This is a genomic window from Luteibacter sp. ME-Dv--P-043b (assembly GCF_030209605.1).
Taxonomy (GTDB): Bacteria; Pseudomonadota; Gammaproteobacteria; order Xanthomonadales; family Rhodanobacteraceae; genus Luteibacter.
This window is the reverse complement of record NZ_JARVRT010000042.1, coordinates 1-20,621: the sequence shown is the minus strand read 5'-3', so window position 1 is coordinate 20,621 and position 20,621 is coordinate 1. Positions and strand designations below refer to the sequence as shown.

At 63.2% G+C, this 20,621-nt stretch carries 18 protein-coding genes; 9 read left to right on the top strand and 9 right to left on the bottom strand.

Annotated features, from left to right (window positions below; genetic code table 11):
- Positions 1–32: 32 nt before the first annotated feature.
- Both cycA and QRN34_RS17890 read left to right on the top strand, forming a co-directional pair.
- Positions 33–1,406: a D-serine/D-alanine/glycine transporter gene (gene cycA / locus QRN34_RS17895; protein ID WP_285406614.1), complete on the top strand. Its 1,374-nt coding sequence runs from the start codon at positions 33–35 to the stop codon at positions 1,404–1,406.
- A gap of 121 nt (positions 1,407–1,527) precedes the next feature.
- Positions 1,528–2,562 (top strand): autotransporter outer membrane beta-barrel domain-containing protein, encoded by a 1,035-nt coding sequence (locus QRN34_RS17890; protein WP_285406613.1) that lies wholly within the window; start codon positions 1,528–1,530, stop codon positions 2,560–2,562.
- 15 nt (positions 2,563–2,577) lie between these two features.
- On the opposite strand, the gene QRN34_RS17885 is transcribed toward QRN34_RS17890, so the two are convergent.
- The gene (locus QRN34_RS17885) at positions 2,578–3,909 is read right to left on the bottom strand and encodes a lysozyme inhibitor LprI family protein (RefSeq protein ID WP_285406610.1); all 1,332 of its coding nucleotides are present in this window, start codon (positions 3,907–3,909) and stop codon (positions 2,578–2,580) included.
- Positions 3,910–4,166: 257 nt separating this feature from the next.
- Between QRN34_RS17885 and QRN34_RS17880 the strand changes: the two genes are divergently transcribed.
- Positions 4,167–4,796 (top strand): restriction endonuclease, encoded by a 630-nt coding sequence (locus tag QRN34_RS17880; protein WP_285406608.1) that lies wholly within the window; start codon positions 4,167–4,169, stop codon positions 4,794–4,796.
- A gap of 4 nt (positions 4,797–4,800) precedes the next feature.
- Here the strand turns inward: QRN34_RS17880 and QRN34_RS17875 are convergent, their stop codons facing one another.
- Positions 4,801–5,853, bottom strand: coding sequence for an autotransporter domain-containing protein (locus QRN34_RS17875; RefSeq protein ID WP_285406607.1), 1,053 nt, complete (start codon positions 5,851–5,853; stop codon positions 4,801–4,803).
- A 98-nt stretch (positions 5,854–5,951) separates the two neighbouring features.
- Here QRN34_RS17875 and QRN34_RS17870 point away from each other — a divergent pair, with 98 nt between their 5' ends.
- Positions 5,952–6,437, top strand: coding sequence for a VOC family protein (locus QRN34_RS17870; protein WP_285406605.1), 486 nt, complete (start codon positions 5,952–5,954; stop codon positions 6,435–6,437).
- A 10-nt stretch (positions 6,438–6,447) separates the two neighbouring features.
- Here QRN34_RS17870 and QRN34_RS17865 read toward each other — a convergent pair whose 3' ends face one another.
- On the bottom strand, positions 6,448–7,650 hold the full coding sequence (locus tag QRN34_RS17865; RefSeq protein ID WP_285406603.1) for a HipA domain-containing protein: 1,203 nt from the start codon (positions 7,648–7,650) through the stop codon (positions 6,448–6,450).
- A 227-nt stretch (positions 7,651–7,877) separates the two neighbouring features.
- Between QRN34_RS17865 and QRN34_RS17860 the strand changes: the two genes are divergently transcribed.
- A complete protein-coding gene (locus tag QRN34_RS17860) occupies positions 7,878–8,774 on the top strand; it encodes a restriction endonuclease (protein WP_285406602.1) in 897 nt (298 codons plus the stop codon).
- A 1-nt stretch (position 8,775) separates the two neighbouring features.
- On the opposite strand, the gene QRN34_RS17855 is transcribed toward QRN34_RS17860, so the two are convergent.
- The 3 genes from QRN34_RS17855 to QRN34_RS17845 form a co-directional block, all read right to left on the bottom strand.
- Positions 8,776–9,081, bottom strand: coding sequence for a hypothetical protein (locus QRN34_RS17855; RefSeq protein WP_285406596.1), 306 nt, complete (start codon positions 9,079–9,081; stop codon positions 8,776–8,778).
- A gap of 542 nt (positions 9,082–9,623) precedes the next feature.
- Positions 9,624–10,337 (bottom strand): hypothetical protein, encoded by a 714-nt coding sequence (locus QRN34_RS17850; RefSeq protein ID WP_285406594.1) that lies wholly within the window; start codon positions 10,335–10,337, stop codon positions 9,624–9,626.
- A gap of 61 nt (positions 10,338–10,398) precedes the next feature.
- Complete coding sequence (locus QRN34_RS17845; RefSeq protein ID WP_285406593.1) at positions 10,399–12,291, bottom strand: glycoside hydrolase family 76 protein; 1,893 nt, start codon at positions 12,289–12,291, stop codon at positions 10,399–10,401.
- A 289-nt stretch (positions 12,292–12,580) separates the two neighbouring features.
- On the opposite strand from QRN34_RS17845, the gene QRN34_RS17840 reads away from it, so the two are divergent.
- A complete protein-coding gene (locus tag QRN34_RS17840) occupies positions 12,581–13,657 on the top strand; it encodes an FAD-dependent monooxygenase (RefSeq protein ID WP_285406591.1) in 1,077 nt (358 codons plus the stop codon).
- Positions 13,658–13,695: 38 nt separating this feature from the next.
- On the opposite strand, the gene QRN34_RS17835 is transcribed toward QRN34_RS17840, so the two are convergent.
- The 3 genes from QRN34_RS17835 to QRN34_RS17825 all read right to left on the bottom strand — a co-directional run bounded on the left by QRN34_RS17835 (position 13,696) and on the right by QRN34_RS17825 (position 15,531).
- The gene (locus tag QRN34_RS17835; RefSeq protein WP_285406590.1) at positions 13,696–14,253 is read right to left on the bottom strand and encodes a hypothetical protein; all 558 of its coding nucleotides are present in this window, start codon (positions 14,251–14,253) and stop codon (positions 13,696–13,698) included.
- A complete protein-coding gene (locus tag QRN34_RS17830; protein ID WP_285406588.1) occupies positions 14,253–14,633 on the bottom strand; it encodes a hypothetical protein in 381 nt (126 codons plus the stop codon). The genes QRN34_RS17835 and QRN34_RS17830 overlap by 1 nt, the downstream gene beginning before the upstream one ends.
- Before the next feature lie 151 nt (positions 14,634–14,784).
- Complete coding sequence (locus QRN34_RS17825) at positions 14,785–15,531, bottom strand: hypothetical protein (RefSeq protein WP_285406586.1); 747 nt, start codon at positions 15,529–15,531, stop codon at positions 14,785–14,787.
- Between the two features lie 182 nt (positions 15,532–15,713).
- Between QRN34_RS17825 and QRN34_RS17820 the strand changes: the two genes are divergently transcribed.
- From QRN34_RS17820 to QRN34_RS17810, 3 genes are all read left to right on the top strand, one after another.
- Positions 15,714–16,376, top strand: a complete 663-nt coding sequence (locus QRN34_RS17820; protein WP_285406585.1) for a hypothetical protein — start codon at positions 15,714–15,716, stop codon at positions 16,374–16,376.
- Between the two features lie 17 nt (positions 16,377–16,393).
- Entirely contained in the window at positions 16,394–18,175 is a 1,782-nt protein-coding gene (locus QRN34_RS17815) for an XVIPCD domain-containing protein (protein ID WP_285406584.1), read from the top strand.
- Between the two features lie 905 nt (positions 18,176–19,080).
- Complete coding sequence (locus tag QRN34_RS17810) at positions 19,081–20,424, top strand: DUF3578 domain-containing protein (protein ID WP_285406582.1); 1,344 nt, start codon at positions 19,081–19,083, stop codon at positions 20,422–20,424.
- Positions 20,425–20,621 lie beyond the last annotated feature (197 nt).

Genomic DNA, 20,621 nt, shown 5'->3' with positions numbered 1-20,621 from the left:
GTTCGTCGCTTCGTCCCGACCCGAGCACCCCGATGTCCCTTCCGCAGGAGCCGTCACCCGAGCACCTCAGGCGCAGCCTGTCCAACCGCCACCTGCAGCTGATTGCCATCGGCGGGGCCATCGGCACCGGGCTGTTCATGGGCTCGGGCAAGACGATCAGCCTGGCTGGGCCGTCCATCCTGTTCGTTTACCTGATCATCGGCGTGATGCTGTTCTTCGTCATGCGGGCGATGGGCGAGCTGCTGCTGTCCAACCTCGAGTACAAGTCGTTCATCGACTTCTGCACCGACCTGCTGGGGCCCTGGGCCGGTTTCTATTGCGGGTGGACCTACTGGTTCTGCTGGATCATCACCGCCATCGCGGACGTGATCGCCATCTCCTCGTACGCGCAGTTCTGGTTTCCCGGGCTGGCGCCGTGGGTGCCGGCGGTGCTGTGCGTACTACTGCTGCTGGTGCTCAACCTCACCACGGTGAAGCTGTTCGGCGAGCTGGAATTCTGGTTCGCGCTGATCAAGATCGTGGCCATCTGCGCGTTGATCGTCACCGGCTTCGGCATGATGGCCTGGGCCTTCACCTCGCCCGACGGGCACGTGGCCTCGCTGTCCAACCTGTGGGCGGACGGGGGCTTCTTCCCCATGGGCATCGGTGGGTTCTTCGCCGGCTTCCAGATCGCCGTGTTCGCCTTCGTCGGCATCGAGCTGGTGGGCACCACGGCCGCCGAGACGGCCGACCCGGAGCGCAACCTGCCCAAGGCGATCAACTCGATTCCCGTGCGCATCATCCTGTTCTACGTGCTGTCGCTGGTGGTGATCATGTCGGTGACGCCGTGGCGCCAGGTGGTGCCGGGCAAGAGCCCCTTCGTCGAGCTGTTCCTGCTGGCCGGCATCCCCGCCGCGGCCAGCCTGATCAACTTCGTGGTGCTCACCTCGGCCACCTCGTCGGCCAACAGCGGCATCTTCTCCACCAGCCGCATGCTGTTCGGCCTGGCCGAGGAAGGCCACGCGCCGTCCGCATTCCGCCGGCTGTCCCGCGCCGCGGTGCCCTCGCGCGGGCTGCTGTTCTCGTGCATCTGCCTGCTCGGCGGCGCCATGCTGATCGCCGTGGTACCCAACCTCGTCACCGCGTTCACGCTGGTCACGACACTGGCCGCCATCCTCTTCATGTTCGTGTGGTCGCTGATCCTGGCGGCGTACATCGCCTACCGGCGCCAGCGTCCGGAGCTGCACGCCGTGTCGTCGTACAAGATGCCCGGTGGCGTGGTGATGTGCTGGGTGTGCCTGGCCTTCTTCGCCTTCGTGCTGGGCTTGCTGGCCCTGGAAAGCGACACCCGCCAGGCGCTGATCGCCAGCCCGGCCTGGTTCGCGCTGCTGGCGATCGGCTATGCGCTGCGCCGTCGCAAGGCGTAAACCCGTCGGCGCCTCACGTATGTGAAGGCCTTCACACGCGCTGGCACAGGCATTGCTGCGATAACCCCGGGGGCCGACGTGCGTCGGTTCCCCGTCGCCTCACCGGGGAAATCCAGCACCCATGCCGCCGTACCGTCATTGCGCGTCACGTCAGAAACTGCCCATCCTTGCCGCCCTCGGGGCCGGCACGGGGTTGCTCGTATTCTCGTCGTCCTCCGCGGCGGCCGTCATCGACGGCAGCATGCTCACCTCCACGCGCACCGCCATGCTGGACGACGCCCGGCAGATCCGCGCGACCGTATTGCGCCACTCGCTGGTGCAGGAAGAAGGCGGCACGCGGGACGACGGCCTGTGGACGTCCACCTGGGGCCACTGGGGCGACCACGACCGTAACGACGAGGCCGCACGCCTGCGCAGCAATGGCGGCGGCGTGCTGGGTGGCGTCGACCGGGACCTGGGCGACGCCCATGTCGGCCTGATCGCCGGCGCCGGCACCCTCACCGCACGCACGCCGGGCGCGGACGTGCAGTCCAAGACCTCCATCGTCGGCGTGTATGCCGCGGGCGCGCACGGTGCGTGGCACTGGCAGGGCGGCGTCAGCTATTCATGGAGCCAGTTGCAGAGCCACCGCCGCGCCAGCGTGGCCGGCCTGGGCATCGGCAACACCGCGTCCGCGCGCTACGACAGCGGTATCGCGCAGGCGTGGCTGGACGGCGGCTACCGCATCGGTTTCGACCGCGGCTCGATCACCCCCTTCGTCAACCTCGCGCGGGCCCAGCTGCATCAGGATCCCATCCACGAGACCAACGACATCGCCGCGCTGCGCGTCGATGCCAACCGCGGCCATGTCGACATCGGCACGATCGGCGTGCGCGGCGCCATGCAGTTCGCCGATGGCGTGGTGGGGCACGCCGGCGTCGGCGTGCAGCAGGCCTGGGGCGACGACGTGCGCCCCGTGGACACGCAGCGTTATGCCAGCGGTGGCGATCCGTTCCGCGCCATCGGCGTGCCGACACCGCGCCACGCGGTGGTGGCCGATGTCGGCATCGCCTTCGCCACCAGCAAGGGCACCTCGGTGGATGCGAGCTACCGCGGCATGTTCGGCGGCGGCGCGAAGGACCAGGGCGTACGGATCAGCGTCACCGTGCGCTGGTAGCGCCGCATGTCAGCCTCAGTGTTCCTCCGGCGGCGGCACCGGCACCATCGACGACAGCAGGAAGGCGCCCCGCTTCACCTCGACATACACCGAGGCCACCGGCTCCAGCGCGTCGCCTTTCAGGCGCCAGGCCGAGACGATCCAGTCGTTGTTGACGCGCCAGCCGACATGGCCGTGGTCGATGTAGCCCAGCAGGGTCTCGCCGCGGAAGGTGAGCGGGAAAACGTCGGCATCCTCGCTGTAGCCGGCCATCACGCCATCGGCGTAACCGCTGCCGAAATCGGGAAGATCGGGAGCCACGCCGCCGTTCGACGTTGCCAGGCCCTTGCCGCCTTTCGCCGCGGCCACCAGCGCATCGTAGGTCGCCTTGTCCTTGCCAGCGAGGTTACGTGCGAGTGTCGCCGCCATCGGACTGCGATCGTAACGGGCGACCGCCGCCATGGCCGTCGTGGCGAAGTCGTCGCACGGCGACTGCTTCGGTGCGCACGCACTGCCCTTGACCGACAGGGTGTAATCGAAACGCGCGACCAGCCGCGCGTCCTTGCCAAACGCCTTGCCCTCCCAGCGCGCCGTCTGCAGGATCATTTCGTCCGGGGTCGGATAGGCCAGCCACAGGGCGACGTAGTCGTCACCAATCTTCGCCAGGTCGTGCTGCGACATGCAGTCGCCGCTCCAGGACACCGGCGTCGGCACGGCGATCGCCTTTTTCCCGTCGATGCGGAACGGCGTCTCGTCCCAGCAATGCATCGTGCCTTCCATGGCGTACAGCGAACTCACCGGCGAGCCGGGCAGCTTGCGCCAGTAGGTGGTGTTCGCAGAGGCCAGGGCGGCCGCGACGGTCTTGTCCGGCTGGAACGGAAAATCGCCCGGTTTTTCCACGTCGCCGTCTGTCGATCGCGTGATGGGCACACCGTGCTCGCCGAGCTGGTCGAGCACGTCGCGCGATCCGTCCGATACCTTGTCCAACACCGTGCGGATGCGATCCAGCGGCGCCGGTGCCGGCGTGTCCAGGCCCTTGAGCACGTCGATCCGTGCACGGTAGCTTGCTACCGTCGCCGGCAGCGGCTTGCCCGGCGCCATGCGCAGCTGCGACCACACGGCGGCATCGCGCTCGGCCAGCCAGTGGCGCTGGTCCAGTTTCAGGGCGTCGGCCATGCCGGGATGCGCGGCGAGGGCCGCACGGAACGCCTGGCCCAGTTCGCCATCCAGCGCGGACACCTTCGGCGAGGCGCAGATCGCTTTCTCGACCGGGGTGCCGGCCTTGGCGCAGTCGAAGCCGGCGGCGTGTGTCAGCACCGGGGAGCACAAGAGCACGGCAAGGGCGATCGATCGGGTCGGGGTCGGCACGGGAGGCATGTCCTCAAGAGGGAGTGGATGGCAAGACGTCCAAATCTACCGGCACCGCGTGAAGACAGGTTCACAACTGCGTCCCCAAATGTAGGGTTTCGCCTACAGGAATTCCGGCAACAACCCGCTATATTCCACCCCGTCCAGCGACGTGCCAAGGGGGTGCGCAACGCTCGGACGAGGGCAACCGCCATGCCAGTCCCGTACAGCGCCCGCGTGCGCCCTTCCTTGCTGCGTGACCTCCCGGGAGACCGGCGATGAGGTTCACCAAGCCTGTTCGTTTTCGGCACGACGACGCCCTGACACGCATCCCGTGGGACGAGTTCGGTCGCCTGGTGGCCACGCATTACCGTGAGCAGGGCTACGTGGTGGAGCACATCGGCGGTCGCGCCGGCCGCCACCGCGCGGAAGACGCCATGGACCTGACCCTCACTCGCGGCGCCACCTCCATCATCGTCCAGTGCCGTCACTGGGTGGCCCAGCAGGTACCGCACCAGGACGTTCGCCAGCTGGTGAACGCCATGCCGGCCGCCGGCGCCAGCCAGGTCATCGCCATTACCTCGGGCGAGTTCAGCCGCTCGGCCGTGGAATTCGCCGAGCGCCTGCCCCACGTCACGCTGATCGACGGCATGCGCATCCGCGCCATCCTGGGCAAGGTGCCCGAACCGCCGCTGCCCGTGCTGCTACCCGGTGGCGTGCCGCCCTGGGCCGAGGACGAGGATCACCTGCGCAGCCGTGCGCCCATGGTCGCCGCCGTAGGCGCGGTGATCGTCATGGGCCTGATGCTGTGCGTGATGTACGGCGTGTACATCCACGAGATCCAGCGCGCGCAGATGCAGTCGATGCAGGCCACCGCCGCGCATGCGGCGACGGTGGCGATGCCCTGAGCGGTCAGAACACCCAGTTGAGCGCAAGCCGCGCCGACTGGTCTTTCGCTGCACTGGCGAACTGACCGTTCCACGACGCATCCACGGTCACCGTGGGCGTGGCCAGGAAGCGGATGCCCGCCACACCGACGCCGGCATTCTTCGCAATGGGTGTACCCAGCGACTCGACGGTGGCACCGCCCGCGATGAAGCGCTGGCGACTGGCGGGCTGCGTATCGCCCGCCGCATGCTGCCAACCCACGCTGCCGAATATCCCGAAGCGACCATCCTCGCCGAAGTCCTTGCGGCCGCGCAGGCCCAGCGTGCCGTAGGTGACGTCGCTCTTGTCACTCATCACATGCAACGCCGCCACGCCGCCGCGCTCGTTCACCGACCCCGTGCGCAACTGCTGCTGCGCCAGGCTGAGGAACGGTGCCAGCCCGCCGGTATCCCAGCGGAACTCGTAGGCCGCCTCGACGAAACCCTGCAACGCCTGGCCCTTCATGCTGCCTGCCAGCCGGGCGGCCAGCGTACCCAGGTCCACCACCGTGCGATGCGTATCGACGTCGTAGCGCGTGTAGAGCCCGCCCGCCTGGATCAGCACGTTGCCGTACTGGCCGCCGCCGTAGATCGCGGCGGTCAGCGAGCGGCCACTGGCCGACTCGTCACGCGCATCCGCGGAGACACGACCGCCGCCCAGCGCAACACCGAGACGCGACTGCGCCCCCACGCCCATGTCGGCACCCACCATCACGCCGCTGCCCTTGGTGTCCAGCCTGGCCGCGCTGCCGTCCTCGTCGTGGTGGCCGCGATGGCCCCACGCCGATGCCCACGTGGCCACGGCGTCTTCGGTCTGGTCGGCGTACTGCGTGATCAGGTGCTGGTTGATCGCGTCGCGCTGGAAGCGGCCGTCATCGGCCAGTGCGCCGGGCAGGTTGGCGTGGATATCGCCGGAGAGCGGCGCCCCCGAGGCATCCTGCGCGAACGCGGGGGACAGAGAGACACAAAGGCCGGCGGCCAGCAGCGCCTGGCAAAGCCGCGGGGAGCCGGTCCCTGCGGGACGGTGAGTACGGTTCATTCGATTTTTCCACTGGATGCCTGGGCAGTAGCGCCGATGCAGGCGGCGATTATCGACGAAGTGACGGGCGGGAAACGAGTACTGCTACGATCTTCGTCATGACAGCCGGAAAAAACCAGACCGTGGACACCAACGCAGGCGTTATCGCCGTCGACCATACGGGCTTCGTCGTGTCATCGCTGGACGACGCCATACGCTTCTGGACGGAGGCCCTCGGCTTCACGCTCGAGCGGCAGTCAGAGATGGGCGGCACGTTCCTGCATCAGGTCACAGGCGTCGATGATCCTCTCGTGCGCACGGCTATCGTCAGGGCACCGGGTGGTTACATGGTCGAGCTGCTGGCGTACTCGCAGGGTGCTCGCCATGGTTTGGCACCGGAAAGCGCGGGAGCCATCGGTGCTGTGCACCTGGCGCTGGCGGTGCGTGACATACATGCGGCGATCGCGCGCATCGAGGCGGCGGGGTGGATGGTGAAAGGGAGTCCTCAGGCGATTCCCGGTGGGCCAAGGCAAGGGACGCTGGTGGTGTATGTGTCGGGGCCGGACAACATCACGTTGGAGTTGATGCAGTTGCCTGGCGGTTGACGGTACCGCGTCAGGCGAACCGCTCGATGGCTGCACGCACCGCGGCACCGTTTGCATCGGCGATGCGCCGGAAGGCGTCACTCACGCCCGCATGCTGGGCCACCCGTGCCCAGTACAGCTCGGCCCACATCGCGGCACGATGCCAATAGGCCATATCACGCGGGGATGGCGTGGCAGCTGTGTAGTCGCGCACGGGAATGGCCCCATTTGCAGCAGGCCGGTAGAGCATCGGCAGCATGTCGTAACTGGGCGTCAACGTGAGCGGAAGACTGTCATCGAGGAAGAACGACAGGTTACCGAAGTGCATATCGGTGTTACCGATCATGCGCCCGAACCACCATCGCTGCCGCGCCTGGTCCAACGCAAACTCGTCGATCCAGTTACCACCATGCATACGCGTGGCCGCGGCAGCCCAATCGTCACGGATGCCGTCATGCGCATCACTCCATGCCGCCAGGCTTACGCAGCCGCGACGTCCGTACGCGCCCACGCGATCGAAGCGGGTGACCTCAAGGCATACCCTGCCCTGCGACTCGACCAGCTCGCTTGACGCGCTTGCATGGCCGTGTTCGGACAGCACGTTGCCTGCCAGGTGTTCGCAGATCAGGAGATCCGCCCAGCGACGCGCCATGGGGCCACTGTCGACAGGCTCGCTGAACTTCACGATGACGTGGCGGATATGCCCTGCGGCGTCGATGACGGACGCGGTGAATTTTGGCTGCTCTCCAGCCACCAGGGCACCGGGGCTAACCGGTGACAGTGCGGCCTCGGCAAAGGCACCGTAACGTAAACCGCGGGAGCGCTCGTCGATGGTGTCGAATCCTGACTTCAGGGCACGGTCGAGCGCGTCGACGCCAACGACGAAGTTGCCCGGCATGTCCTCCCCGCGCAGCAACAGGGCAGCGAGTACGACCGTGTCGCTCCACAGCATGACATCGGGAGGTGCTTGCAGCCTTCGCGCCCAGTGCTGGGCAAGGCCGCGACCAAGAAACCCCTGGGGTCGCTGGTCATCGAGGAACCAGGGAATGCCGGGAAACCGGCCTTCGGCGAACTCGCCGCAAAGCCATGGCGGGGATTTACCCACCAGGAGCATGTCGGCACTCATCTGTGGCACGAGACGGCCGAAGGGCTGGCCTCTTCCCGTCCCATCGACGCGGGAAAGAGGCAAGCCGCGGGATTCTGAATAGGTTTGTGAATAGATATTCTGGCCCAAAGCCATGCTCCTTAGTCCGTTAAACGTATCCGGGTTTCCTGGGTGAATAGAGCGGGCCGGAAACGCTTACAGGCTGATTGCCCAAGGCGACGTTTCGTAAGTACCATTTCCTTCACCGCTCGGCTCATCCCTGCGGGACCCGCACACCGCGCATCAAGGGGAAAACATGGCTTCGATCGTATCGGCGCGGTTGCGCCCGGCCTGTGCGGCATACCGGGAGATCAGTCATGGGTAACCGCTGGAAGCCCGTGCGCTCACGGTGGGACGACTCGCTTACCCGGGTGGGCTGGGACGACTTCGAGCGCCGTGTCGCGGAGTACTACCGCGGACAGGGCTATCGCGTGGAGCACACGGGTACCGGGGCCACACTCGGGATGAGCGACGGCGGCATCGACCTCAAGCTGTTCCGCGGCGGCGAGTACACCGTGGTGCAGTGCAAGCACTGGAACACCGGTCAGGTGCCGCATAACGCCGTGCACGAACTGATCGGCGTCATGCACACCCAGGGCGCACAGCGCGCCGTCCTCATATCGTCCGGCGAGTTCACCAATCATGCGATGCGCTCGGCGGAGAAGTACATGCCGATCCAGCTGATCGGGGGCGCCGAGATCCGCGCCATGCTGGGTCCGATCCCGGAGATGGATATGCCCTCTTCCTCGGCGCGGGACGAGATGCCCAGTTGGGTGGTGGAAAGGCGCCACAGGCGAAGGAGTCATCCGGCCTCGGCGAGGTCCATCGCCGTCAGGCTCGTGGCTTTCGCCGCGATGGTGCTGTTCGTCTGCTTTTATATCCCGCACGTCTTCAGCAACATGTCCGCTGGCATCATCCGATCGACCTCGCAGAATGTGGCTAACGCCCGGGCGAATGCGCGCGACGTTCAGGCACGCCCCGCAGCGCCCTACCCCGATTACTACGCGTCGCACGCCGTGGCGCCGGTTTCTTATGGAACACGGGATACTAGCAACGCCGCCAACGCGCAGGCACCGATCACCACGGCCGACGGCAAACCACGGGCTACAGGATCGACGCCGACCACGAAAGCCGAGATCTCCGCCTGGCAGGCGGAGAACGCGAAGTCGATGAAGATCCTTGAGAAGACGACGCCGGAGCTGGGGTCGAACTAAGCTAGCGTCCCGTTCCGTCACCCAGCTCGCATCCTCTCTGGGCCTGCTCCCAACACATCCGCACATGCGCCTGTGCCGCGCACTGCACGCCCATGTTCGTCAGTGCGCCAATGGCTTCCAGACCCAAGGCCATGCGCTTGCAATCCACGGTATCGGCCTCGTGGATCAGGTCGGCCAGTAGTCCGGTCAGCCCGCGCGCAAATTGCAGCCATTCGGTAGCCTGGTTCAACAACGCATGGGCGGTCGCTTCCGGGTCGGCGTGGTAGCACATCCGGTCCGATGTCGGATGCTCGTTCGAAGTAGTCATCGCATTCTCCTTTCGACCGTCATTCGCGATTCCAGGTGCGGCACACCGTGGGAACGCGGTGTGCCGCGGATCATGCGGATTCGCGGGTTCACGGCTGCCCGTGGCCGGGCGCCGGACGGTGTGATTGACGACGTGTGTAGCGGCGCTCGCCTTTCTGCCGCTCACGCGACAGCGCGCCGCGTGATTCGGCAGGGAAAAATCTCAACTCCAACGGCAGGCGCCGCGGTTCTTCAACCGTATCTGCGAGGGACGCAGACCGCCCGGTAACCGGTGGGTGTGTCGCCGGGGGGATTCGGCGGGCGAGCGAGTACCGTATGATCGTGGGTAGCCACTGATCGACTCCTGGAGAGTTGGTTGTGGTCAGCGGTCCAGGGGTGTTGGTAGCACCCTTGGGCCGCGCTTCACCGCTTGATGCGGTGGTCGCCTGCGGTGCGTGTGAAACCCGGCGCAGGCGACGTGATGAACGTAACAAATCAACTTGCGGTTGTCTGTAGTCGCGGGGATGAGAAAGCGGGCCATTTCAACCGAGATGCCGTTCCGTTCTAGTTCGGAGACGTCCAACCCGAGGCCTTCTTCACCGCCGCCTCGACCTTGTCGTAATACGCCATCGCCGTTTTCTGCACTACCTCCGGCAATGCCTTGAAGTTGTCGCCCGGCACGCGCGTGATCTCGTCACCCGGTTGCCGTGGAAGGCTGCCGCGGATCGCGTACTTAGTGTCCTTGTAAACGGTGATCAGTTTCACCGTGGCCGGATCGAGGCCGTCGCAATCGATCCAGTACGGCACCATCACCAAGGCATTGCCGTCACCCGCATCGATCACATCGACCAGTGACGTCAGTGGCTGGATGCCGCAGAGCGGGCTGCCGTTGGTGTCCTTGATTTCCCACTTGGCGAGATAGCCGCCGTGGTCTTCGATGAAGCCGTAGGCGTGCAGCGAGACGTAGCTTTTGCCGTCGATCGTCGGACCGTTGCGGTTGCCGCCGAAAGCCAGCATGCGCAGGTTGTTGTATGCGTCGGGGTACGCCAGTGCCTTGAGCATCTGGCTGCTGTTGTCGTAGTAGCTGGCGATGTCGTCGCGCTGCTCGCCCGTGAGGGGTGTTACGCCGAGATCCCTGGCCGTGGCGGCCTGTGCAATGAGGCAGGCGACAAGCATCGCGAGCGGAATGGGGAAGCGCATCGTCCTGGCCTCGATCGGGGTGATAGCGCGAACGATATCCGATCCCTCCGGCTTTATCTGCCCGGCGCCCTGCCCCATGGCCGCAACCTAAGAAGGCACCTCCGCCGCGGCTCACGCAGGGGCGGAGGTGCCCGCAACGCTACTGCACGATCGTGGCCGCCACGTGGTACACGCGTCCGCCCCAGCCGTCATGGGGGAAGGAATCCGACACCTTGAGATAGATCGGCCGCGAGCCGTTGCTGGCCTGGCCTAGGTACGGCGTCAGGTCGATGCTACGGTCGGCCTTGTTGGAGCCGTCGGTGATCGGGCGCTCTTCCTGCAACACGGTGGTCCAGTGCGCGTTGTCGAGGCTGACCTGCACCAGGTACTCGGCGTCGATGGTCAGGGTGACGTGGGCGGACGTGGTATCGGCCGGAAGCGGGAACCGATAGGTGAAGTGCGCATTGCCGTCGGCGAAGCGGTTCTGCACGCCGTTGCTCTGCGAGCCGCCGGCATCGACCAGCCACGGATTCTCGTCCACCGTCCCCGTGTCGAAGTCGATCGCGTGCGCCACCAGCACGTCGGCCTGCGTGCTGAAGCCCAGGCCGGCGGCCACGACGTTGGCGGTGACGGCATGGTGTCCGTCGGTCGCCATGGCCGGCACCGTGAGCTGCAAGGGAACGTTGCCGTACACGGGTGTTGCGTTGCCGCGGGGTTGCAGGAGGAGACGGGCGGCGCGTGGCGTGGTGCGCCATCCTGCGGGGGTGTCGATTACGGTCAAGGCCTGCACAGGCAGCACGCCGGTGGCGGAGATGCCGAGGTCGAGCGCCACCGAGGTGACGCCCGATGCCGAGGGCATGATGACCGGCTGGGCCGGCGACAGCGTGGCCGCCAGCGATTCGTGCGGGGGCGTGGCGGAGATATCGCCGATCAGGGCACTGAGGGCGCTGGCCTGCGTACGCCAGTCGAACACGTTGGGATGGCTGTCGCTGGTGGCACCGGACCAGCGGGTGCCTAGCCGGCCGGCGGCGTCGCGATCGTTGTCCCAGACGCTGTTGGCCTGTCGATCGAGAAAGGTCGCGTAGCGGCGGTCGTGGGTGGTGTCGACCAGGTCCGTCCAATAGCGGGTGAAGATGCCCTTGAACTGCTTGCCGTTGTCGTCGCATGTCTGGTCGGACGCGTCGCAGCGCTCGGACAGGATGCCATCGGTGACCAGCGCGTTCGGGCCAATGGCGGCGTCCGCGAGACGGCGTACGCTGGCAAGGATGGCGGGATCGCCGGTAGCGCGCCACAGTTCCAGGCCGCCACCGATCAGCATGCCCTGGTTGTAGCTCCACACAGTCTGGCCGTTGTTGGTGCAGGCGTTGGTGAGGCCATCGTTGACCAGACCTTCGGCGTTGACCATGCCGCTGCTCTGGAACCATGACCACGCGGCGCGCGAGCGTCCCAGCCATAGCGTGTCGCCGGGGAGGCGGTTGTGCAGCTCGGCGGTGAGGCGGATCCACAGGCCGTTGGTCACCGCGTTCTTATAAGTGCGCTCGCCATCCCACCAAACGCCACCGCCGCAGGTGGACGTATCCCAGTAGCCGTTGACGTAGTCGGCAATGGTGACCGCCATGTCCAGGTATTTGGGATCTCGGGTCAGGTCGTAGGCCTGCAACCAGGTGAGGCCCCACCACTCCGAGTCATCGATGGCGCGGCTGGTGAAGTTGCCAAGCAGCGGATCGCCCGAGAGCACGCCGGCAGGGAAAGCACCCTTGTCCTTCTCGAAGGTGTTGTCCAGCTGGCCGAGGTAACGGCGATCGCCGGTGCGTTGCATGTAGTCGCCGATGGTCTGCAGGGCGACGGCGGAGTTCCACCAGCTGGCGGGGAACCAGGCCTTGTCGGGATCGTACGAGGCCATCAGTACGTCCGCCGCGACGCGGGCACGGGCGACGGCGGTGGGGCCATCCGATTGGGGACCCGCCAGGTGGTGACGATCGGTGGCCGAGGCGGGGGAAACGACGGCAAAGGCCGTCAGGCTGGCGGCTGCCAGCAGGGTATGCACTCGCATGATGGGAAACGCTCCTCTGGATACCCACGAAGGGCCATGGAGGCTCCCCTCCCCCACACCCCGCTCAACGCCGGACCGTGGGCGGTGATCCGGCGGGACACGTGCACGCAAGGGGCCGTTCGGTCTGGAGCGTGATGCGCGTGGACGGCGGTTGCGAGTCTGGGGAGTGTTGCAGGGTTGGGGTGGTGGGGAGTGAGAACTGGGTCAAGCGGGGCGATAACGCCTGGGGCTTGCGCCGGGCTGCCTAAGGGGATCACATACCAGCTACTAGCCGACCACGAGTGATGACATGGCACAGGGTAAAAGCGTTTTGATCTCGGGGGCGAGCTTCGCTGGGTTGGCGACGGCCTACTGGATGCGGCGCCTTGGCTATAAGGTCACGGTGGTAGAGGCGGCACCGGCTCTCAAGCGTGGGGGGACGCCCGTCAATATAAAGGACGCTACCGTCGACGTCGTGCGTCGAATGGGGCTATTCGAGCAGATCGAGTCGCATCGCATCATTAAGACGCTGACGGAGTTTTCCGGGCCGGAGCATGTCGAAGCGAGGTTTCGGGACGAGAAGGACGGCGAAGGTATGCCGGGTGATGTCGATTACGAGATCGAGCGGGATGTGTTGCTTCGGCTGATGTACGACACGGTCGAGGGTCACGTCGAGTTTGTGTTCAACGATGGTATTCGGTCGATGCGGGAGGACGACGCGGGTATGTCGGTGTCGTTCGAGAAGGGGTCCGACCGTCGGTTCGATCTGGTGTTTGGATGTGATGGCATCCATTCCAACGTGCGTAGTCTTTGGTTCGGACCGGAGAAAGACTATGCGCACTTCCTCGGGGCGTATGGGGCGGTAACGATCGTCGACAGACTTTTGCTGCCGGAAGGCACATCGAATATGCATGGGGAGGATGGTCGGTTCGTCTCCGTGAATACGTACAACGGGAAGACCGACATCATTCAGCTGTTCGCGTCGAAAGACGAGCTGGATGTGGACTGGCGCGACAAGGATAGGCAGCGGCGCATCGTACTTGATCGATTCGCAACGATGGAGGGGCCTATCACTGCGCTGCTCGCGGAAGTGGAGCGGGCGGAGAATTTTTACTTCGGGCCTATTACGCAGATCTTGATGCCCGCGTGGACGAAAGGACGGGTGGCGCTTGTTGGGGATGCGGGGTATTGCGCTTCGCCGGCGGCAGGGAAAGGGGGCTCGCTGGCGTTGGACGGTGCGGCGGCTTTGGCTGATGCTTTTGAGCAGTATGGTGGCGAGTATGCGGCGGCGTTCGCTGCATACGACGAGGGGTTTCGGCCGTATCTTGAGGACGTGCAGGCTGGGGCTGTGGGTTTCTGTCGGCAGGTGCTTGGGGCGGCCAGATGAAGGCAACTCGGTAAAAAGGACAACCTATCGCCTTCCACTCAGTACCAGGCTGCCCTTCCCTTCGTCGGGGGAGGCAGTCGATCCAATACAACCACCGTATTAACGTCCCAGGCAGTGACAGGAATCGTACGCTTTAAGACCTCCCTGCCGATTCTCGCAACCAACGTATCGACGTCGTCGATCATCGTCATGACTCGCACCCCTCCGAATAGGGCACGAGTACCCACACGGAGATGGTAGCTACTGACGGACCGATCACCTGCGGAGAGGACCCCGCAGCGCACGCTTGTGATCTGGTCCCATGAGACGAATCCGTTTGGGACGCCGAAGAACGACCTACCAATACCTTCAGAAGAAACCACGACATCTTGGTAAGCAAACATCGGAAACGTCACAGATGCAATGACAAAAGGAATACCCACCAAGAAATAGATCAGATCGCCGGAAGTGAATACCATGGCGGCCTTGAAGAAAGCATAGGCAGCCATGGCGAGTAGAGCCACCGAAAGCACAGAGGCCAGCCACAAGAGTTTTCCGTATCTGAAGGTTGCTGTCTCAGAGATGCTGCTTGGCGGCGTGCTTCCGAAAAACTCCATTACCGAACGATCTTATGCCGCTGGGCATCTAAGGCGTCACCGGCCCGACGTTCATTGTAATCACGCACTAAGGACATGCCAGACCCAGGAACGAGGAGATCCATAAGCGAAAGACGCTCGCTCCCCTCTACAGAGACCTGCTGCTTGAGAATGCCACTTACCGTTTTCAGGTGAGATGCGACGTCGTCGAGCTTTCCAGCAGCGAGTTTCTTCGCGAGATAGTCGTATTCGTTCGCCTGTGCATCGTCGTGAATTTGATTGTTGTACTGGCCTATCTGCAAGGCCTGAGCGAAGCCGGCCCAATAAGATATCCAGGCGACCAAGCATGCCACCGCGAGAACGGAGCAGACCTTGGTCACGAACATGAGACGTCTTTGCATTAATCAATCCTCCGCGTAATCAGCCGCACAAGCCGGCTACTGAACCGCCGCTCTCCTACACAAGCCGTGCGATCAATACTGCGATTGACTGCTACTCCCGGCCAAACAATACGTCTGCCCTGGATGAGCCGGGCAAGCCATGGCGTTCATCTCAGTCATTTATCCATACGATCTCAAGATCCAGGCCCCGCGAAGCAATTGCGAGCGACTGCTCCGCACTTAGCTGCGGTCCGCCATCAAACGCATGTTGCGTATGCTCGCACACGATTCGCCTGACCGCGCCGCGCAGAAGCGCCTCGTCGCACTCCACGTCAGCAAGACCACCGAGCACCGACTCAAGTCCTTCAGTAAAATCGTCGAAATAGCTTCCCCAACTACCAATGGGCGGCGGTAGTTCACTATCTGTCAGTGTGAACCGGTATCGGTGCCCAAAGTCATCGATCAATTGCTCGCCGATGTCTTCGACGTCTGATACCGCGGCGACGCAGGTAGATTCCGGGGAAAAATAGGTGTCCAGAATAACTGGAGCCCTGGCTCTTCCGAGAATTCCCAACAGTTCTCTTGGCATCAATGTATGTGCTGGCGTGACGCCATGAAAGCATCCGCACCACCAGTAAACCTTACCGCCCTCATACAGAGCCAAATCCGCGACCCCCGAAGCGAGGCGGGCGCAATCCAGTGCGGAGAAGGCGTCATTGATGTTGTCGAAAAACCTGACACCCAAGCGGGAAGCCTCTGCCTCCCATCGCCGGTAGTTCTGCCTAGCCCGGAAACGCGTTGACGGCCTATCGACGAGTATCCGAGAGCCCACTATACCCAACGCTTCGTCTATCTCTCCGAAATCAATCGATTCACCTTCAATTCGAAGCGATAGCGTGTATTCACTTTTCTGATCCATATGAGCCTCGATATCTCCGGCGGCTTGAATGTTCCCATGCAGACCGTGGGCGGGTCACGGGGCTTTCTCCGTGACTCGGCAGCGACCCGCCGAAGGCAGCTACTCATACACCGAAACCGTGCATTAGTCCCCGCGCGGGACCGCTCCTGCTTCGCTAAGATAAGCCCTGCCACCGAAATGGTATGGCCAAATCCCAAGGAGTCACGGATGCCGACCCGATGATGCGCCCTGCCGCTGCGATGGCCAGCCTTTGCGCCGCCCTAGTGGTCGCCTGCGCCACGCCTGCCCGCCCTGCGGTGCAGACCAATGCCGCGCCCCCTTCCACCGCCCAGGATCATTCCATGCCGTCTTCCCTAGAAGTCCACGCACTGCCCGGGGCGCGTGCGGCCGCCGACCACCTGCTGGCCTTCCTGACGACCCTGGACAGCACCGACAGGCTCAAGCCAGCACCGTTGGGCCAGGCCTTCGGCGTGACGCTCGGCCCCGACTCCGAAAATGGCGCGGGCTGGACGGTCTATCACAGTCCGGACCTGGGCCAGGGATGGACGTATTGGGTGCAACAGTCCGATGCCCGGCCCTCTATGAAAAACGGTTTCCGCTTCTGGTTCGACCATCCTGACCGGAAGGCAGATGCCACTCCGGTGTGCGCATTACCTCTGGACCGGCTGCGCAGCACACTGACCGCGCACGGCTGGGTCGAGCGACCGGTGCCCTCGGAAATCGGCAGCATCCTGGCGGTGGAGTTCAGCAAGGGCGATGTGGTGTTGACCCTGACTCCGCGGGACGGCACGGACATTAATGGCACCGCCTGCGTGCTCGCCATTCAGACCACCGACGGCCACTGACCGACTAAGGATTGCCCATGGCAACGCCCCACCCTGCCCTCGATGCGGCCGTCCAGCAATTTGCCCAACAGCCCGGCGTCAGCCCGGCAGACGTGTCGGCCCTTCGCGCTGCCTTGTCCGCCGACCCCAATGTGAGCCAGCGCCTGGATACGCAAGCGGCGAGCGGGGCGCTGCACGGCTTTGCACTCGCGGCGGCCGACGCACCCGATCGCCCCGTGGGCAACTACGACCGCACGGCCGGCACGATGACCTTGCCCAGCTCCGCGTTCTCTGGCCCGCACCCTGACGTAGGCGCCGTGCTCCGCGTGCAAGCGATGGTCGCGGAGTTTGGCGGCAAGACCTATGCCGACAACGCAGGTGCGAGCCATCCGGTCACCCCGGACATGCTCAATAACTTACAGGCCACGCTCAACAAGTCGCCAGCCTTGGCGGAAGAAATCAAGCGCGCTGCCACGACCACCGACCCGCTCCAACCGTCCCACCGCATTCTCGAATCGTTCGCCTTCACCAAACCGGGTGATGGGGTGGGTGGTAGCTTCAACGCGCCCAATCACGCCATGAATTTGGTCAGCGAATCGCTCATCACCCGCGGCGCTCACAGCGTCGGCAGTTACAACCCCCACGATTTGACCTTTGTCATCGGGCACGAAGTCCAGCATGGGTTCAACGCAGAAGCAGCGGAACACGCGCGAAGAGCCTTTGTGGCCGAGGTGCACGCAAAAGCGGCTACGCCCGGCCCGGTGCACGATTACACCGCGTTGGTCGAGCAGCACATTCAGAGCGGGCGTGACGACGAAGCCGGCGCGCAAATTGCCGGTTGGAACGCGCTGCGTAGTCGCGTGCAACACGACCAAGGCAGCGTCAGACTCACTGACCTCTACAACGCCTTACCTGCGCGGACAGCTGATTTCATAGAGCCGCACGGAGCCGGATTTATCCCGCATGCCAATGTGCAGCTCAATCCCGATTTGAGCATGCCGCACACGCCGGTGAATGTGACCGGGATGGGGCATAACTATTTTGACCGGCCCACGGCGGCGCACTTGCAGCCCGGAGACACGCGCAATCCCATGGGCTTAGGCCACGGTCGTGCCGAGGATTATCCTAACTACTACGCCGGTTGGGCCGTAGCCGTCATCGGCGCGGAAGAGCGCGCCGCCGTCCACCCTCATGGCGTCACTCCCCAGGTGCAAATCAACATGGCGCACGCGGGACTTTACGAAGACATGATGGAGAAGGCGGGCCTCAACTTGGCGCCCTCCAAACAATCGGTCCCGTACCTCGACAGCAGCACGCAGCCGGCCGTACCCCATCGCTTCGACCACACCGCGGACGGCCCGAATCAATTCCAGCATGTGCCGGTGGCGCCCAACCGACTGGACAACCCCAGCCATCCTGACCACGCGTTCTACCAACAAGCCCGCGGCCATGTGGTGGCGCTGGATAAAAGCCTCGGTCGCACCCCCGATGTGCACACCGACCAGTTGGCTTCAGCCGCGGCGGTGCAAGCGCGCGCCGATGGGCTTCATCGCATTGACCAAGTCGCACTCTCCACTGACGGCCAGCGGCTGTGGTCGGTGCAAACCCCACCGGGGCGAACGGACCATCTGTTCGACTTGCGGACCAGTGTGCCTACGGCCGAGGCGATGACACCGATGGAGCAGAGCGGTGCCCAGTGGCCGCAAGCCATGAAGCAGTTTGAGCAAGCGCAACAGCAACAAACTCAGAGCCAGCAGGTCAGTCAGACCCAAGCGCAGGCGCAAGGCCCGGTGATGAGCCACGGCGGTCTTGGAAAGTAGTTGTGCTGGCCGCATCAAAACGCAAGCGCCAGCATGCTTGCGGCCTGGCATTGCCGTTAAACCGACCGCCAGCAATCAGTGTAATAGATGTTCTCGTGAGCTAAGAACCGCTTAAACCCTGCCCAGCCTTGGGAATGAATCGGGGTGGCCTCGTCCGTGTGCAGCGGCACCAACCATAGAAACTGGACGTATCCTTCCTCGGGATCATCCATCGACGAAAAGCCGTCAGGGAAGCATTAGGGCCGCACCGCGACCAAGGCTGTTGGCTCGAATCAGGGGGGATATCGGAGGAGCGGGAGGAGTGCTACGACCCATGCGGCCGTGGGCGCTATGACAGCGAGCCGGCGACGAGTTTGGCTATTCCAGACGCGTGGAGCGAATGCGGCAACGCCGGAGCTCGTCGGTAGTCTCAGGCGGGTTGCCAGAAAGGGGAACCTTCAACGCCTAGAAGCGTGAGTATGAGGGTGAGGATGCCTAAGAGGTACAACGCGCCGACAACCACGGCGCGCAATGGGGTCAATCAGACACACGGCCGGGCTTCTATTGCACTCACCGACGCCCATTGCGTGGGAAATAGCGAGTGATAGAAAAGCAATAGGCGACTGATTTTAATAGATATTTAAAATTCACAGACGGTTTATTAACTTCTAGGTTGCACAGTCGTGAATAGTTGAGATACTTCTCATCCCAGGCGGGGAAACAGCGAAAGATCGCGCGTATCGGCCGACGACCACGCAAGTTCGCGTCGCCTCGGGACGGACTATCAGGAGGGGGCGAACCATGCTTTTAATTGATGTGACAGTGGCGGGTCGAGGAAAGCGCCGTTCTCCCCATCGCATTGTCGAGAAAGCTTGCGCACGTCTGTACCTCGAGCAGACGCTCACAATCGGCAAGCGAGCCTGCGCATGAATCCAGCAGAGAATGAGCGTTTTACCCGCTTCCTCTTGGAAGCTGCCGCTACGTCAAAACGTATCGGCTACTCGCCCACAGAAATGGTGCGAATGCTTAACAGCAGTGGCGGATACGATGCAGTATCGCGCCTTCTTGGCCGAGCATCGGTTTCAACGGGCTTCGTCGAGTTATTTACACGCGGCAGGCCGGATCTCACCGTTGAGGCTCTAGTCCTCGAATCGGAGTGGCTACAGCATTTCGACGCCGATCTAATAAGCCGCGCTCGAAAGCGCCTTAAAGATGTCGGCTACGCTTGGACGGAGTGGACTCATTCGAATATTGATGACGGATCCGAGATTGCGATTGACAACGGAGACAGCACCGCTCTTTCGCGAGTGATAGCACGGGTATTGGCGGAATACATCGAGGCTTCGAAATCAGATTTTGCTAGGCACCCCCTGGCAAGCAACATTCGCAGCGATCTTCCAGCACTGATCATGAAAAAACTTGGCGAACGGTCTAACGGGCTTCTAGTTAAAGGAAGTGCTGGCCAGGGGAATTGGGCACGCGGCCCATGGATCGCTCTGTTCAATCCCATCGTCACGCGCTCAGCTCAGTCAGGCTATTACGTTTGCCTCCTCTTCCGTGAAGATATGGAAGGCGTGTACGTCTGCGTCGGCCAAGCCATGACGGAGGCAAGAGAAAGCTATAGGTCCGACGCAAAAACCGCGTTGCTAGCGCGCGCAGAGCACTTCCGAGCGATGCTGGGAAACACTCGAGGAGCGCTACCACTCGACTCCATCGATCTCGCTCCATCAAGCCCTGCGAACGACAGTTCGTTCTACGAGGCGGGAATCATTTGCGCAAAGATCTACCGCTCTGCCGAAATACCTGATGACTCGAAAATCGTGAGTGATCTAATCGAAGCATTACGCATCTACGACAAGCTTATTTTCGCTGAAACCAGCCTTGATCGAGATGACGAAATCGACGAGAAGGCAAGAAAAATACCACTTTACGAGGACCCTTCGCGCTTTCGGATACATAAGCGAGTAGAGCGCAATCAAAGATTAGTTGAGCAGGTGAAGAAGGCCAAAGGACCAAGTTGCGAGGTATGCGGGATGAACTTTACGCAAAGATATGGGTCAATTGGCGACGGGTACATAGAAGCACATCATCTAAGACCGGTATCGACGTTAGAGAAGATGCGGACGGAACTCGATCCTGTGAAAGATTTTGCTGTGCTCTGCTCAAATTGCCACAGGATGATCCATCGATCTCGCCACGTCGGCGACATCGATGCGTTCAAAGCGGAACATTTCGAGCATCAGCCCAATCGCGAAGGGGATTCAAGCTAGGGCGGCGCGCACTAATCAAGCGCGCATCAGAGTGGCGACATGCAGTTCAACATGTCAAATACGAATCGCGTTTTCCCTTGAACACGCGGTCAGCTCACATAAGCCCTTCAAAGATCATGCGTCAAATGCATTAGCCTGCCCCCGACGTCCCCCCGCCTTCAGTAGCGGTCCGATTTGAGTCCGGGGTTAATGTAACT